Raw genomic sequence first — 15,476 nt, 5'->3', positions numbered from 1 at the left:
CAACCGGGCTTTTTTACTGGAACCCCCTGCTTGCGATGGCGCAGTTACGCGGCATCGGACTGGGCACGGCGGGTCTGCGCCTTGATCAACCGATCCATGGTGCGCAGCGACTTGTCTTCCAGGGCCAGTGCCGAATCCACCCAGATCTTGGTGATTTCCAGCAGTTCGTCATAGCCCACCGCCTGGGCCAGGTTGCGTGCAGCGTTCATCGCCAAGTAGGTGCGCGGGGTGCGCTGCTGCTGGCGGATCAGGTCTTCGGCGGCCTTGATGCCCTGTCCCTTGGGCACCAGCACGTCGACCACGCCCATGGCGTACATCTCTTCGGACGAGTAGACGCGGCCTTCGAGGATGATCTTCTCGGCCAGCTGCGGGGCCACGCGGCGGCACAGGAACGAGTACGCGCCCATGCCCGGGAACAGCCCGAACAGTACCTCGGGCAGGCCCATGCCGCAGCCTTCTTCGGCGATGATGGTGTGGCAGGCCAGCGCCATTTCCAGGCCGCCGCCCAGTGCATCGCCCTGGATCACGGCGATGGAACGCACGTCACCGCCGAAGCCGGTGTGCAGGTGATGCACACCTTCAACGCAACGCTGGGCGTAGGCCAGCAGGCGGTCGCGGTTGCCTTCGCGGATCAGCTGGGCGAACAGGGCCAGGTCGCCGCCCAGGTTGTAGGCGGTGGCGTCGGAGGCGAGCACGAAGTGGCGCAGTTTGCCGCTGTTGCGCTCAGCCGGAGACAGGGTGATCTGGCTCATCACGCTCCACATCTCGTCCAGCATGTCCTTGCGGCAGCAGGGACGGATGCCTGTGGCGGCATCGGCGTGCATGAAGAGCCAGTGGGCGGCGTTGTCGGGGGTCGATTCGGTGCGGATGGTCGCATAGCCGTGGGAATACGGGAGCTTTTCGATGGATTGCATGGGGATTACCTCGGCGGGTTGGCCTGCAGGGAGGACGGTGGGCGGCAGGCCGGACGGGTCCACACGCCGCGATCCTACACCGCCAACCCGGGCCGGAATGCAAACGCCGTAGATAATGCGCATAGGGGCCCGAAACGACGGCCAGAATCTCGTTCAGCCTTGTGCCGCAAGGGTATCCGGCGATTCACATCGCGCTGCACCCGTGGGGTCCAAGTTAATCGGCGGACATAGGAATTGGACGAATCTCAGAAAAAGAAAACGCCCGCAGGGCGATGCCGTGCGGGCGTTCGATTTCTCGCTGGTAGCTTCTGCTTACGCGGCAGGGGCGTCGCGCAGTTCGCGGCGCAGGATCTTGCCGACGTTGGTCTTCGGCAGTTCCTTGCGGAACTCGACGATGCGCGGGTGCTTGTAGCCGGTCAGGTTGGCGCGGGCGTGTTCCTTGACCATTTCGGCGGTCAGGTTCGGATCCTTCTTGACGATGACCACCTTGACGATCTCGCCGGACTTTTCATCCGGCACGCCGACTGCAGCTACTTCGAGCACGCCGGGCATCATCGCGATGACGTCTTCGACTTCGTTCGGGTACACGTTGAAGCCGGACACCAGGATCATGTCCTTCTTGCGGTCCACGATGTAGAAGAAACCGTGCTCGTCCATGCGCGCCATGTCGCCGGTGTGCAGCCAGCCGTCGGCGTCGATCGCCTTGGCGGTTTCTTCCGGCCGCTGCCAGTAACCCTTCATCACCTGCGGGCCACGGATGCACAGCTCGCCGACGTCGCCCGGGGCGAGGGTGACGCCGTTGTCGTCCTTCACGCAGGCGTCGGTGGACGGGATCGGCAGGCCGATCGCGCCGTTGTACTCGGCCAGGTTCAGCGGGTTGATGCAGGCCGCCGGCGAGGTCTCGGTCAGGCCGTAGGCCTCGACCAGGGTCACCCCGGTGACCTTCTTCCAGCGCTCGGCCACGGCACGCTGCACCGCCATGCCGCCACCCAGGGTGACCTTCAGCGAGGAGAAATCCACCTCGTCGAAGCCGGGGGTGTTGAGCAGGCCGTTGAACAGCGTGTTGACGCCGGTGATGGCGGTGAAGCGGGTGGCCTTGAGCTCCTTGACGAAGCCCTTCATGTCGCGCGGGTTGGTGATCAGGTGGTTGCAGCCACCGAACTTCATGAAGACCAGCCCGTTCGCCGTCAACGCGAAGATGTGGTACAGCGGCAGGGCGGTGATGATCCACTCCTTGCCCATTTCGATGCCCGACGCGGAGATCCACGCCGAGGCCTGCTGCATGTTGGCCACCAGGTTGCGGTTGGTCAGCATGGCGCCCTTGGCCACGCCGGTGGTGCCGCCGGTGTACTGCAGGAAGGCCACGTCGTCGTGGTCCAGCTCCACCTTCGGCAGGGTGTGGCCGCTGCCCAGCTTCAGCGCCTGGTTGAAGCGGATCGCGCCGCGCAGGGTGTAGTTGGGCACCATCTTCTTGATGTACTTCAGCACGAAGTTCACCACCACGCCCTTCAGGCCGAGCATGTCGCCCAGGCCGGTGGTGATGACCTGCTTGATCGGCGTATCGGCGATGACCTGCTGCACGGTGTCGCCGAAGTTGTCCACCACCACCAGGACGGCGGCGCCGGAATCGACCAGCTGGTGCTTGAGCTCGCGGGCGGTGTACAGCGGGTTGACGTTGACCACGGTAAGGCCGGCGCGCAGCACGCCGAAGGTGGCCACCGGGTACTGCAGGCAGTTGGGCATCATCAGGGCGACGCGGTCGCCCTTCTTGAGCTTCAGCTCGCCCAGCAGGTAGGCGGCGAACTGCTCGACCAGGGCGTCGGTTTCACCGTAGGTGAGGACCTTGCCGAAGCTGGAGTAGGCGGGACGGTCGCGGAACTTGGCCACCGACGCATCGAACACGGCCGACACCGAATGGAACTCGTTGACGTCGATTTCGGCGGGTACGCCGTTGGGATAGCTCTGCAGCCAGGGACGTTCCAGACTCATTATTCCCCCTCCAGGAAACGTTGATGGTGTGATGCTGACGGAGAGTATCCGTCGATTCGGTCCCCGGCAGCATACCGGGCCGAATGGAAAACGCGAAGGATTCGTGAAAATCGGGCGTGGCGGCCGCCGGAAGCCCCGCGTGGCGCGGGGTTCCGGGGAGGGCCGGCCGGGGGCCGGCGCCTCGGGGAGCCGGCTGGGGTCAGGCGGCTGCGAGCTGGCGCAGCACGTACTGCAGCAGGCCGCCGTGCTTGAAGTACTCCACTTCCTTGGGGGTCAGCAGCATCACGTGGGCCTGGAAGGTCTTGGCGGTGCCGTCGGCCTTGGTGGCGGTCACGGTGGCGGTCTTGCTGGCCCCATCGGCCAGGCCGGTGATGTCGACCGTTTCCGAGCCGTCCAGGCCCAGGCTCTGGGCGTTCTCGCCGGCCTGGAACTGCAGCGGCAGCACGCCCATGCCGACCAGGTTGGAGCGGTGGATGCGCTCGAAGCTTTCTGCGATCACCGCCTTCACGCCCAGCAGGTTGGTGCCCTTGGCCGCCCAGTCGCGCGAGGAGCCGGTGCCGTATTCCTTGCCGGCGAACACCACCAGCGGCACGCCCTCGGCCTTGTACTTCATGGCCGCGTCATAGATGGCCAGCTTCTGCGGCTCGCCGCCCGCCTTGGGGAAGTACAGGGTGTTGCCGCCTTCCTCGCCGCCGAACATCAGGTTCTTGATGCGGATGTTGGCGAAGGTACCGCGCACCATCACATCGTCGTTGCCGCGGCGGCTGCCGTAGCTGTTGAAGTCGGCCGGCTGCACGCCGCGCTCCTGCAGGAAGCGGCCTGCCGGCGAATCCTTCTTGATGTTGCCGGCCGGGGAGATGTGGTCGGTGGTGATCGAATCGCCGAACAGGCCCATCACTCGCGCCCCGTGCACGTCCTCGATATGGCCGACCTGCATGGTCATGCCGTCGAAGTAGGGCGGGTTCTTGATGTAGGTGGAGCTGCCATCCCACTCATACAGGTCGCCATCGGGCGACTGGATGGTGTTCCAGCGGCTGTCGCCCTTGAACACGTCGGCGTAGTTCTGCTTGAACATCTCCGGGCCGATGGTGGCGGCGATGACATCACCGATTTCCTTGTTGCTCGGCCAGATGTCACGCAGGTACACCGGCTGGCCATCGCTGCCGGTGCCCAGCGGTTCGGTGGTGAGGTCGATGTCGGTGGTGCCGGCAATGGCGTAGGCCACCACCAGCGGCGGGCTGGCCAGGTAGTTCATCTTCACTTCGGGGTGCACGCGGCCCTCGAAGTTGCGGTTGCCCGACAGCACCGAGGTGACCACCAGGTCGCCGCTGGCGATGGCCGCGCTGACTTCGGTGGGCAGCGGGCCGGAATTGCCGATGCAGGTGGTGCAGCCGTAGCCGACCACGTAGAAACCCACCTTTTCCAGCTCGGTAAGCACGCCGGCCTTCTCAAGGTAGTCGGTGACCACGCGCGAGCCCGGGCCGAGCGAGGTCTTCACCCACGGCTTGCGGTCCAGCCCCCTGGCGGCCGCGTTGCGGGCCAGCAGGCCGGCGCCGATCATCACCGCCGGGTTGGAGGTGTTAGTGCAGGAGGTGATGGCGGCGATGACCACCGCGCCGTCCTTGAGCCGGTAGCGGGTGCCGTCATGCTCGACATCGGCATAGCCCTTGGCCAGCTGCTCGTTGCCCACCGCCGCGCCGCCGCCTTCGTTGACGAACGTGGAGATCTCTTCGTTGCGCTTGTCGCGGTTGGTGGTCAGCCCGCCCAGGTTGTCGCGGTAGTTCTGCTTGACGTCTTCCAGCAGCACGCGGTCCTGCGGGCGCTTGGGGCCCGCCAGCGACGGCTTTACCTCGCCCATGTCCAGTTCCAGCGTGGCGCTGTAGCTGGCGTGGGCGGTGTTGGTGTCGTGCCAGAGGCCCTGGGCCTTGGCGTAGGCTTCCACCAGCGCGATCTGTTCCTCGCTGCGGCCGGACAGGCGCAGGTAGGTCAGCGATTCGTTGTCGATCGGGAAGATGCCGCAGGTGGCGCCGTACTCCGGCGCCATGTTGCCGATGGTGGCGCGGTCGGCCAGCGGCAGGTGCTGCAGGCCTTCGCCGAAGAACTCCACGAACTTGCCCACCACGCCGTGCTTGCGCAGCATCTGGGTGACGGTGAGCACCAGGTCGGTGGCGGTGGCGCCTTCGGGCAGGCGCCCGGTGAGCTTGAAGCCGACGACCTGCGGGATCAGCATGGAGGAGGGCTGGCCCAGCATGGCCGCCTCGGCCTCGATGCCGCCCACGCCCCAGCCCAGCACGCCGATGCCATTGATCATGGTGGTGTGGCTGTCGGTGCCGAAGACGGTGTCCGGATAGGCCACCTGCTTGCCGCCCTTGTCGGCGGTCATTACAACGCGGGCGAGGTTTTCCAGGTTCACCTGGTGGACGATGCCGGTGTTGGGCGGCACCACCTTGAAGTTGTCGAACGCCTTCTGGCCCCAGCGCAGGAAGCCGTAGCGCTCCTGGTTGCGCTGGAATTCGATCTTGCCGTTCAAGTCCAGCGCGTCGGGGGTGCCGAACACGTCGACCTGCACCGAGTGGTCGATGACCAGTTCGGAGGGGATCTGCGGGTTGATCTGCTCCGGGCGGCCGCCCAGCTTGACCACCGCATCGCGCATCGCGGCCAGGTCGACCACGCACGGCACGCCGGTGAAGTCCTGCAGGACCACGCGGGCGGGCATGAAGGCGATTTCGATGTCCGGCTCGGCCTTGGGATCCCAGCGCGCCACCGCTTCGATGTGATCCTTGCCGACGGTGACCCCGCCGTCCTCGTGCCGGAGCAGGTTCTCCAGCAGGATCTTCATCGAATAGGGCAGGTGGGAAATGTCGAACTGCTGTCCGAGCTTGGGCAGGCTGAAGTAGTCGTAGGTGGTGCCGCCGACGTCCAGCTGGCTGCGGGTGGAGAACGAATCGCTCATGCGGGGTGACTCCTCTTGCGGATGGCTTGCAGTGGCCCGTCAGGGCCTGCTTGCGGTTGCCGGTGTTCCGATGGCCCGGCCGTCGGACTGAGTATGAACGATTCAGTCGGGCATGGTCGGTGGCAGGTGTCTCAGGCTACATAGAAATATGTATCGCCGATGTCATCGATAAGGCGGATCCTTTGCGCGGCAAGGGACTTGGCTGGCTGAACCGCGACGCAGTGGAAGTATGCCCGGGGAAGTATGTATAATTTGTGCATACTTTGGAGGTCCTACCGATGGAAGCCACCGTTGCAGAACGCGGACAGATCACCTTGCCCAAGGCGGTCCGCGATGCGCTCGGCCTGACCAAGGGCACCCAGTTGAAGGTGGAGCTCGATGGCAGCCGCATCATCCTGCGCAAGAGCGTGGATGACGCCATTTCCCGTGCCCGCGGCAAGTTCGCGCTGGACGGCTTCGAGTCGGCCGAGTCGGCCGTGCGTGCGGTGCGCGACGAAGCATGAGCCGCGCATGATCGCCGTTGATTCCCCGGTCCTGATCGAACTGCTCAGCAACGGCCCCCAGGCCGATGCGGTGGAAGCCTGCCTGCGCCAGAGCCTGGTCGGCGGGCGCGTGGTGATCTGCGGGGTGGTGCTGGCCGAGATCTGCGCCGCGCTGCGCGGTGGTGCCGAAGTGCAGGAAGCGCTGGAAGAGATGGGCATCCACTTCAGCCCGCTGGAAGCCAAGTCGGCACTGCGCGCCGGCGAGATGCACCGCCGCCACCGCCAGCGCGGTACAGGCAGGCGTGGCATCGACGATTTCATGGTCGGCGCACACGCACTGCTGCAGTGCGACGGCCTGATCACCTGGAACGACAAATTTTACCGCGACTACTTCAAGGGCCTGAAGCTGATCGTGCCGCAAGCCTGAGCCCGTAACTCAACCGCCGTATTCAACCGAAGTTTTTTCAAAGAATTTCCCGGGAGTTGTCATGTTGGAAGCCTACCGCCACCACGTAGCCGAGCGCGCCGCGCTTGGCATCCCGCCGCTGCCGCTGAGCGCCCAGCAGACGGCCGACGTCATCGAGCTGCTGAAGAACCCGCCGGCGGGCGAGGCCGAGTTCCTGCTCGACCTGCTCACCCACCGCGTGCCGGCCGGCGTCGATGACGCCGCCAAGGTCAAGGCCTCGTACCTGGCCGCCATCGCCTTCGGCAGCGAAACCAACGCGCTGATCTCGCGCGAGCGCGCCACCGAACTGCTGGGCACCATGCTGGGCGGCTACAACGTCGCGCCGCTGGTGCAGCTGCTGGACGACGCCATGGTCGGCGCGATCGCCGCCACCGCGCTGAAGAACACCCTGCTGGTGTTCGATGCCTTCCACGACGTGCAGGAAAAGGCCAAGGCCGGCAACGCGAACGCCCAGGGCGTGCTGCAGAGCTGGGCCGATGCCGAGTGGTTCACCAGCCGCCCGGAAGTGCCGCAGAGCCTGACCATCACCGTGCTCAAGGTGACCGGCGAAACCAACACCGACGACCTGTCGCCGGCCCCCGACGCGACCACCCGCCCGGACATCCCGCTGCACGCCCTGGCGATGCTGAAGAACAAGCGCGATGGCATCGAGCCGGAAGAAGACGGCAAGCGCGGCCCGGTCAAGTTCATTGAATCGCTGAAGGACAAGGGCCACCTGGTGGCCTACGTGGGCGACGTGGTCGGTACCGGTTCGAGCCGCAAGTCGGCCACCAACTCGGTGCTGTGGTTCACCGGTGAGGACATTCCGTTCATTCCGAACAAGCGCTTCGGCGGCGTGTGCCTGGGCTCGAAGATCGCCCCGATCTTCTACAACACCATGGAAGACGCCGGCGCACTGCCGATCGAGCTGGACGTGTCGCAGATGAACATGGGCGACGTGGTCGAACTGCGTCCCTATGACGGCAAGGCGCTGAAGGACGGCCAGGTCATTGCCGAGTTCCAGGTGAAGTCCGACGTGCTGTTCGACGAAGTGCGCGCCGGTGGCCGCATTCCGCTGATCATCGGCCGTGGCCTGACCGCCAAGGCGCGCGAAGCGCTGGGCCTGGCCCCGACCGACCTGTTCCGCCTGCCGATGGACCCGCCGGATACCGGCAAGGGCTTCTCGCTGGCGCAGAAGATGGTCGGCCGCGCCTGTGGCCTGCCGGAAGGCCAGGGCATGCGCCCGGGCACCTACTGCGAACCGAAGATGACCTCGGTGGGCTCGCAGGACACCACCGGCCCGATGACCCGTGACGAGCTGAAGGACCTGGCCTGCCTGGGCTTCTCGGCCGACCTGGTGATGCAGTCGTTCTGCCACACCGCCGCGTACCCGAAGCCGGTGGACGTCAAGACCCACCACACGCTGCCGGAGTTCATCTCCACCCGTGGCGGCATCTCGCTGCGCCCGGGCGATGGCGTGATCCACAGCTGGCTCAACCGCATGCTGCTGCCGGACACCGTGGGCACCGGCGGCGATTCGCACACCCGTTTCCCGGTGGGCATCTCGTTCCCGGCCGGCTCCGGCCTGGTCGCCTTCGCCGCGGCTACCGGCGTGATGCCGCTGGACATGCCCGAATCGGTGCTGGTGCGCTTCAAGGGCAAGATGCAGCCGGGTGTGACCCTGCGTGACCTGGTCAACGCGATTCCGCTCTACGCGATCAAGTCGGGCCTGCTGACCGTCGCCAAGGCGGGCAAGAAGAACATCTTCTCGGGCCGCATCCTGGAAATCGAAGGCCTGCCGGACCTGAAGGTCGAACAGGCGTTCGAACTGTCCGATGCCTCGGCCGAGCGTTCGGCTGCCGGCTGCTCGGTGCACCTGAGCAAGGAGCCGATCATCGAGTACCTCACCAGCAACATCACGCTGCTGAAGTGGATGATCGCCGAGGGTTACCAGGACGCCCGTTCGCTGGCGCGCCGCATCGAGAAGATGGAAGCGTGGCTGGCCAACCCGGAGCTGCTGGAGCCGGATGCCGACGCCGAATACGCCGCCGTCATCGAGATCGACCTGGCCGACATCCACGAGCCGATCGTGGCCTGCCCGAACGATCCGGACGACGTCAAGACGCTGTCGGACGTGGCCGGTGCGGCCATCGATGAAGTGTTCATCGGTTCGTGCATGACCAACATCGGCCACTTCCGTGCGGCCGCCAAGCTGCTGGAGGGCAAGCGCGACATCCCCACCAAGCTGTGGGTTGCCCCGCCGACCAAGATGGATGCCTCGGAGCTGACCAAGGAAGGCCATTACGGCACCTTCGGCACTGCTGGCGCGCGCATGGAAATGCCGGGCTGCTCGCTGTGCATGGGCAACCAGGCACAGGTGCGCGAGGGCGCGACGGTGTTCTCGACCTCGACCCGCAACTTCCCGAACCGCCTGGGCCGCAACTCGAACGTATACCTGGGTTCGGCCGAGCTGGCCGCGATCTGCTCGCGCCTGGGTCGCATCCCGACCAAGGAAGAGTACATGGCCGACATCGGCGTGCTGGATGCCAGCAGCAAGGACATCTACCGCTACATGAACTTCGACCAGATCGAGGACTACCAGGACGTGGCCAAGACGGTTGCGGCCTGAGCCTGATCGGCTGATGTGTTGAACGAAAACCCCCGGTGAGAACCGGGGGTTTTTGTTTGGTCGCCCGTGGGTGAAGATGTATCCGGGTCACATACCGTCAGCCAACGATTCGTATTGCCACGCCGTGCGTGGCAACCGCGCAACGCGCGGCTCAAGCATCCGGCACCGCGATAACGTGGGCCCGAAGGAATCAGCGACGCGAAGCGATCGTTTCAGTTGTCCCACGCCTCGGGCGTCCAGTTGGCGGTACCCTCAGCGCGCCTGCCCTCGTAGAGCAGCATTCCCTTGTTGCCCACTACATCTACCTCGAACCACGGCAGCCCATCTCGCTTGCGTGGTCGCACGTAGGCCCGCTTCTGCGCGCGGTTGAACTCCACGTAGTACTTGCGATGGGGCATGTAGCCCCTGAAGTCACTGGAGCTGATCTGGATGTAGCCGACGTCCTCCCGGCCGGTCATCTCCAGCGAGAAATGGAATGCCCCCTGAGAGGCCTCGAAGTAGAAGAGGCTGCCGCTAGCGTTGATGCTGCAGGGCAGGCAGCAAAGAAGTGTGGACAACAGGAGCTTCAAGGTCGATGGCAAGCGCCTTTCCATGGCATTTCCTTCCGTAGCATTGAACGTGCATCTCAGCACAGGGAGGGGCGGCAGGCAGCAACGGTGATCACAGATGTCCCAGGAAGCGGGATACCAGACAGCCCACGACGCAACCGACACTGGAACCCGCCGGTAGGGTCGCATCCTGATCGACCGCCGGGGTGGGGATCGGTTCATTGGGGCGTGGACCTGTAACGGAGCGAATGTGCCGAAGCCGAGTTCGTTTAATGTCATGCGTTACCGAGCGTTGAGCCGTTATCGGCGGTCGTTTGGGAACCGACCCTACCGCAAGCGATCAATGTCAGCGCCCTGGATAACGGAACGGCCACGCGTTGCAGTTCCACTCCTGGAGAACCCCTGCAGGCAGTACTTGGGAATGCCACTGAGAACCCATTACTCTGGACTTCCGGTGCCAGACCCCCCTGGTCGGAGGTAATCAAGATGATCGACATTACTGCCTACTTGATGATGGCGACTGCTGCGGCATCTGGATCCGATTGCAGGTCCGGGAGCTGGGACAAGGTTGTAGAGAACACAGAGGCGCGTGTTGTCCACCAGCAGCCGTTAAAGGTGCCAAGGGATCCTCTTGGCTCGAAGTACCCCGATGCCTGTGTCAGGATTGGATTCCAGATCGATGGGAGCGGGCGCCCCATAGATGTCAGAATTGATAGAAGCTCCGAAAACAGGTCGCTGGATGTTGCAGCAAGGGAAACCTTGAAGAAGTACAGATTCGAGGTTCCTTCTAACGAAGCTGCAACACCGTTCGCGCTTGTTTTCGTTTCCCCCTCATCTGAATCGCCGTAGCGCGCAGGTGATGCGGTCTGCCGTGTCAAATCCTGCCGCCACAAAACGGTAGGGTCTCATCCCAACAACTGCTGGGGGTTGATCGATTCATGTGCTCATGGAGCTGTCACTTGGATTGTATGAGAAGGACATTTAGTCTTGCGATCCTTGCGGCTGTGGGGCTGACGTGCTCCATCTCGACCAGCGCGGCCGAGCGTCAAGGCGGTAGATGCCAGGCGATGAGTGGTGCTTACAAGGGTGTGCAGTACTGTCAAGTACCCATCCACGCCTTGCTGGCAAATTCGGAGTCCTACGATGGCAAGGCAGTGGCAACCTTTGGATATCTTCTCCATGAAGGTGGACCCAGAGATGTCATCGGCCCTGCAGTGGATGCGCTGCGTCGCATCGATTTCATAGGATGTGTCGACGTTGACCGTCGTGGTGCTACCTATGAAGATTCGACCGCCGGCCTGGCTGCCGGTGTTTACTTTGTGATGATTCAAGGTAAGTACACGGAGGGCGCGGTGAATGGTGCTTGCGTGGGCTCGTTCTCGGAAGTGTACATCTCCAGAATTTCCAAGGTCCTGGAGGACGACTGATGGGCTGGTTGCTTGGCCTGGACCAAAGTAAAGCCAAGAGCCGGGGTCAGTTTCGTTGCGTAGCTTTGAGCTCGATCTTCGTCTTGCTTGCGGCTCAGTTCGTCCCCTCGACAGCCTATCCTCAGGCGGATTCCAGATGCTCGGCTATCGTCGAGCGCTCGGATGATGGGTCTGTCATTCGCGTATGCGAGGTGCTTTTTCAGCGGCTGTGGTCGCAGGACGCGGAGAAATTGACGGGGAGTTATGTCCAGATCACAGGATACGTTGCTTATCTCGAGGAGATGCCTTATCTCTTTGCCTCAAAGGATATGTATCTGTATTCCGGTGGAGGAGGCGGGATCTGGTTGAGGCTGCATCCCTCGGAGAAGGAGCGCTTTGACAGAGTGGCTTCGCGAGGATTGCCTGTGACCGTTGCCGGGCGATACTCAAGCGGTAAAGGTGGATTCAAAGCGCTTGGAACGATCGAGGTAGTCGGTAGGCATTATTGGGAGCAGGAGGTGCCAGGCAATCCTCCCCGTCTTCCCGAAGACTGAGTTGTGTTGCGTCCGACGGTCGACCAGATCGAACAACGCCCAGACGCGGCCAAGGCGGTTGGTGCATTTGGCTGATCGGCTGATGTGTTGAACGAAAACCCCCGGTGAGAACCGGGGGTTTTTGTTTGCCGGGACGAATCGCCGCCAGCCCAGGCTGATGCTTGGTTGCCCGTTGGTGATGTATCCGTGTCTTATCGCGTTCGCCAGCAATTCGTAGCGCCGACCGTTGGTCAGCGACCGCGCGACGCGCGGCGCAAGCATCCGAAGCCACGGCAATGCGGCGGGGATGAGATCACCGGTGCTGACATGTGTCCGAAGCCGTCGGGTCGGTGTTCATGGCGTCGGAACGGAGAGCCGTTTTCGTTCTTAGGTCATGCGTTACCGGGCGTTGAGCCGTTATTGGCGGTCGTTTGGGAACCGACCCTACCGCCGGGGCAGTCTTCAGGGTGTCGGATAGCGGAAGGGCCACGCGTTGTCGGCATCGTTGCTGCGTTCGGCGCAGACGGCGCGGAAGGTTTCAACGAACGCCTGCTGCAGGCGGGTGGGGTGCCAGTCGGCGCGGGTGGTGAGGCCGATGCGGCGGCGCAAGTCGTCGCCGGCGCTGCCGATTTCGCTGAGCAGGCCGGCGCGGCGTTCGATCACGAACTGGTCGCGTGACATCAGGGTGAGCCAGTCGTCTTCCAGCAGCAGGCCGCGGGTGATCAGGACCGAGCCGCATTCGATGCGCAGCCGCGGCGGTTCGTGGCCATGCTGGCGGAACATGCGTTCCCAGCGGGCGCGCACAGGCGCGCCGGTGGCGGCGATCACCCACGGGAACGCCAGCAGCCGGTCGAAGTCGAGCGGGTCGCTGCCGGCCAGCGGGTGCCCGCTGCGCGCGACGATTACCGGGTCATCGTCGAACAGGCCCTCCTGCGCGACATCGCGTACGGGCAGGGTGTCGCGCATCGCGCCAATCAACAGGTCCAGGCTGCCGGCGCGTAGATCGCCCAGCAGTTCCGCATAAGGCCCTTCGATCACATTGACCGATGCACCCGGGTGGGCGCGGGCAAAGCGCGCCAATACCTGCGGCAGCAGGATCGCGCGGGCCAGCGGCATCACCCCGAGCGTGACCTTGCCGCCCTGTTCGGAGCGCAGCAGGGCCACTTCGTCCAGGCCCGCTGCCAGTTCGGACAGGGCCAGCCGCACCAGCCGCAGCATGCGGGTGGCCGCCGGGGTGGTCTGCACGGTCTTGCCGTGGCGTTCGGTCAGCGGGGTTTCGATGGCGGTACCCAGCTCATGTACGGCGCGGTAGATCGCCGGCTGTGAGATGCCGGCACGCGCTGCGGCCAGGGTGAAGCTGCCGGCGTCATCCACCGCCACCAGTGCGCGCAATTGGCCGAGCGTGACGCGTCGTTCAACGGCAGGCAACGCAGGCAGGCGCTGTGCACGCCTTGCCACCCGCACGCCATCGGCGATGTACCCCAATGCGCGCTCGATGCGGGGCACCAGCAGCTCTGCCGCTTCGGTGGGCGCCATCCCACCCGGCTGGCGGTCGAACAGGGTTGCATCCAGCTGGGTTTCCAGACGGGCAATGGCCTGGGTCAACGCCGGCTGAGAAAGATTCACGTGCGGCGCAGCGGCGCTGATGCCGCCGTGGTGGTGCACGGCGACCAGCGCATGCAGATGCTTCAGGTTCAACTCAAAGGGCCGGTTCATGGATCAACTATAACCAAACCAAATGGCTGTTGCGGAAATCGATCTTGAGGGGGTAGGCGCTGGCGGACAAGACTTCATCATCGTCATAGAAGGATGGATGGATGTCCCGCGTCGTCACCCGTGTCGAACGCGCCGCTGCCGGCGCACTCCAGCTCCTGGCCCAGGCAGGCGTGGCCACCGCGCATGAGGCGCAGGGCCGCGGTGGCCTGCTGCACCCGCGGCTGCGCCCGATCTTCAGCGGCGCCCGCGTTGCCGGCAGCGCCATCACCGTGTCGGTGCCCCCCGGCGACAACTGGATGATGCATGTGGCCATCGAGCAGCTGCGCGATGGCGATGTCCTGGTGGTGGCGCCGACCAGCGACTGCACCGACGGCTACTTCGGCGACCTGCTGGCCACCTCGGCGCAGGTGCGTGGCTGCCGTGGGTTGGTGATTGATGCCGGGGTACGCGATGTGCGCGACCTGACCGCAATGGGCTTCCCGGTCTGGAGCCGGGCGATCCACGCGCAGGGTACGGTCAAGGAGACGCTGGGATCGGTCAACGTGCCGGTGGTGTGCGGCGGCGCGCTGGTCCACCCCGGCGACGTGGTGATCGCCGACGATGACGGCGTGTGTATCGTGCCGCGTGCCGACGCGGCACGTGTCGCCGCCGAATCGCAGGCGCGCGAGGCGCGCGAGGCGGAGAAGCGCGAACGCCTGGGCAAGGGTGAGCTGGGCCTGGACATCTACGCGATGCGCGAACGCCTGGCGGCCAAGGGCCTGCGCTATGAGTAAGGGTGTGCCGGCCATGTGGATGCGCGGTGGCACCTCCAAGGGCGGCTACTTCCTGGCCACCGACCTGCCGGCCGATGCGGCCGCGCGCGACGCGTTCCTGCTGCGCGCGTACGGCTCGCCGGACCCACGCCAGATCGATGGCATGGGCGGCGCCGATCCGCTGACCTCCAAGGTCGCGGTGGTTTCGCCCTCGCGCCACCCCGGCGCGGACGTGGACTACCTGTTCCTGCAGGTGTTCGTCGACCAGGCCGTGGTGAGCGACGCACAGAACTGCGGCAACCTGCTCGCCGGGGTCGGGCCGTTCGCGCTTGAACGCGGGCTCGTGCAACCCACGGGCGAAAGCACCGACGTGCGCATCTTCATGGTGAACACCGGCAAGGTAGCCATCGCCAACGTACAGACCCCCGGCGGCCAGGTGCGCTACGACGGCACGGCGCGGATTGACGGTGTGCCGGGCACGGCGGCGCCAATTCCGCTGACCTTCGCCGACATCGCCGGTTCCAGCTGCGGCGCGTTGCTGCCGACCGGCAACGCGGTGGATGTGATCGACGGGGTGGAGCTCACCCTGATCGACAACGGCATGCCGTGCGTGGTGCTGCGCGCCAGCGATGTGGGCGTGAGCGGGTACGAAGACCGCGCCACGCTGGATGGCGACGACACGTTGAAGGCGCGGCTGGAGGCGATCCGCCTGCAGGCCGGGCCGTTGATGAACCTGGGCGATGTCAGCGCGCAGTCGGTGCCCAAGATGATGTTGGTGGCTGCCCCGCGCGACGGTGGCGCGATCTGCGTGCGTTCGTTCATACCTCACCGCTGCCACGCCTCCATCGGGGTGCTGGGCGCGGTCACCGTGGCCACGGCCTGCCTGCTGCCCGGTTCACCTGCGAGCGCCCTGGCGGTGGTACCCGACGGCAGCCGCCTGCAGCTGGACATCGAACACCCCAGCGGCAGCACCGGCTGCGTGCTGGAACGCGATGCAGACGGGCAGGTGGCCGCGGCGGCCATCCTGCGCACCGCCCGAAAGCTGTTCGACGGCGTGCTGTTCGACTGAATACGCGCGACGTCTCTATTCTTATGACCTGGGAGGGTTG

13 protein-coding genes are annotated in these 15,476 nt (G+C 64.9%); 8 read left to right on the top strand and 5 right to left on the bottom strand.

Going from position 1 to position 15,476, the window contains the following annotated elements:
• Positions 1–44 precede the first annotated feature (44 nt).
• The 3 genes from QE395_RS10005 to acnA all read right to left on the bottom strand — a co-directional run bounded on the left by QE395_RS10005 (position 45) and on the right by acnA (position 5,856).
• Positions 45–914 (bottom strand): crotonase/enoyl-CoA hydratase family protein, encoded by an 870-nt coding sequence (locus QE395_RS10005; protein ID WP_068851549.1) that lies wholly within the window; start codon positions 912–914, stop codon positions 45–47.
• A 312-nt stretch (positions 915–1,226) separates the two neighbouring features.
• On the bottom strand, positions 1,227–2,903 hold the full coding sequence (locus QE395_RS10000) for a long-chain fatty acid--CoA ligase (protein ID WP_095363832.1): 1,677 nt from the start codon (positions 2,901–2,903) through the stop codon (positions 1,227–1,229).
• A gap of 199 nt (positions 2,904–3,102) precedes the next feature.
• Positions 3,103–5,856, bottom strand: a complete 2,754-nt coding sequence (gene acnA / locus QE395_RS09995; protein ID WP_306988837.1) for an aconitate hydratase AcnA — start codon at positions 5,854–5,856, stop codon at positions 3,103–3,105.
• Between the two features lie 278 nt (positions 5,857–6,134).
• Here acnA and QE395_RS09990 point away from each other — a divergent pair, with 278 nt between their 5' ends.
• The 3 genes from QE395_RS09990 to acnB all read left to right on the top strand — a co-directional run bounded on the left by QE395_RS09990 (position 6,135) and on the right by acnB (position 9,412).
• The gene (locus tag QE395_RS09990) at positions 6,135–6,359 is read left to right on the top strand and encodes an AbrB/MazE/SpoVT family DNA-binding domain-containing protein (protein WP_068851559.1); all 225 of its coding nucleotides are present in this window, start codon (positions 6,135–6,137) and stop codon (positions 6,357–6,359) included.
• 7 nt (positions 6,360–6,366) lie between these two features.
• On the top strand, positions 6,367–6,765 hold the full coding sequence (locus QE395_RS09985) for a type II toxin-antitoxin system VapC family toxin (protein ID WP_068851562.1): 399 nt from the start codon (positions 6,367–6,369) through the stop codon (positions 6,763–6,765).
• Positions 6,766–6,826: 61 nt separating this feature from the next.
• Positions 6,827–9,412, top strand: a complete 2,586-nt coding sequence (gene acnB / locus QE395_RS09980) for a bifunctional aconitate hydratase 2/2-methylisocitrate dehydratase (protein ID WP_306988834.1) — start codon at positions 6,827–6,829, stop codon at positions 9,410–9,412.
• 212 nt (positions 9,413–9,624) lie between these two features.
• On the opposite strand, the gene QE395_RS09975 is transcribed toward acnB, so the two are convergent.
• A complete protein-coding gene (locus tag QE395_RS09975; RefSeq protein WP_249834223.1) occupies positions 9,625–10,005 on the bottom strand; it encodes a hypothetical protein in 381 nt (126 codons plus the stop codon).
• A 441-nt stretch (positions 10,006–10,446) separates the two neighbouring features.
• Between QE395_RS09975 and QE395_RS09970 the strand changes: the two genes are divergently transcribed.
• The 3 genes from QE395_RS09970 (at position 10,447) to QE395_RS09960 (ending at position 11,920) form a co-directional block, all read left to right on the top strand.
• Positions 10,447–10,809, top strand: coding sequence for an energy transducer TonB (locus tag QE395_RS09970; RefSeq protein ID WP_306988832.1), 363 nt, complete (start codon positions 10,447–10,449; stop codon positions 10,807–10,809).
• 218 nt (positions 10,810–11,027) lie between these two features.
• Positions 11,028–11,387: a hypothetical protein gene (locus tag QE395_RS09965; RefSeq protein ID WP_249834225.1), complete on the top strand. Its 360-nt coding sequence runs from the start codon at positions 11,028–11,030 to the stop codon at positions 11,385–11,387.
• Positions 11,387–11,920: a hypothetical protein gene (locus QE395_RS09960; protein ID WP_249834226.1), complete on the top strand. Its 534-nt coding sequence runs from the start codon at positions 11,387–11,389 to the stop codon at positions 11,918–11,920. The genes QE395_RS09965 and QE395_RS09960 overlap by 1 nt, the downstream gene beginning before the upstream one ends.
• Before the next feature lie 441 nt (positions 11,921–12,361).
• Here QE395_RS09960 and QE395_RS09955 read toward each other — a convergent pair whose 3' ends face one another.
• Positions 12,362–13,615 (bottom strand): LysR family transcriptional regulator, encoded by a 1,254-nt coding sequence (locus tag QE395_RS09955; RefSeq protein ID WP_068851568.1) that lies wholly within the window; start codon positions 13,613–13,615, stop codon positions 12,362–12,364.
• A 101-nt stretch (positions 13,616–13,716) separates the two neighbouring features.
• On the opposite strand from QE395_RS09955, the gene QE395_RS09950 reads away from it, so the two are divergent.
• Entirely contained in the window at positions 13,717–14,388 is a 672-nt protein-coding gene (locus QE395_RS09950; protein WP_306988830.1) for a 4-carboxy-4-hydroxy-2-oxoadipate aldolase/oxaloacetate decarboxylase, read from the top strand.
• Positions 14,381–15,436: a 4-oxalomesaconate tautomerase gene (locus QE395_RS09945; RefSeq protein WP_249834228.1), complete on the top strand. Its 1,056-nt coding sequence runs from the start codon at positions 14,381–14,383 to the stop codon at positions 15,434–15,436. Before QE395_RS09950 ends, QE395_RS09945 begins: the two co-directional genes overlap by 8 nt.
• Positions 15,437–15,476 lie beyond the last annotated feature (40 nt).

Source organism: Stenotrophomonas sp. SORGH_AS_0282 (genome assembly GCF_030818125.1).
Taxonomy (GTDB): domain Bacteria; phylum Pseudomonadota; class Gammaproteobacteria; order Xanthomonadales; family Xanthomonadaceae; genus Stenotrophomonas; species Stenotrophomonas rhizophila_A.
This window is presented reverse-complemented; position numbering and strand designations above follow the sequence as displayed.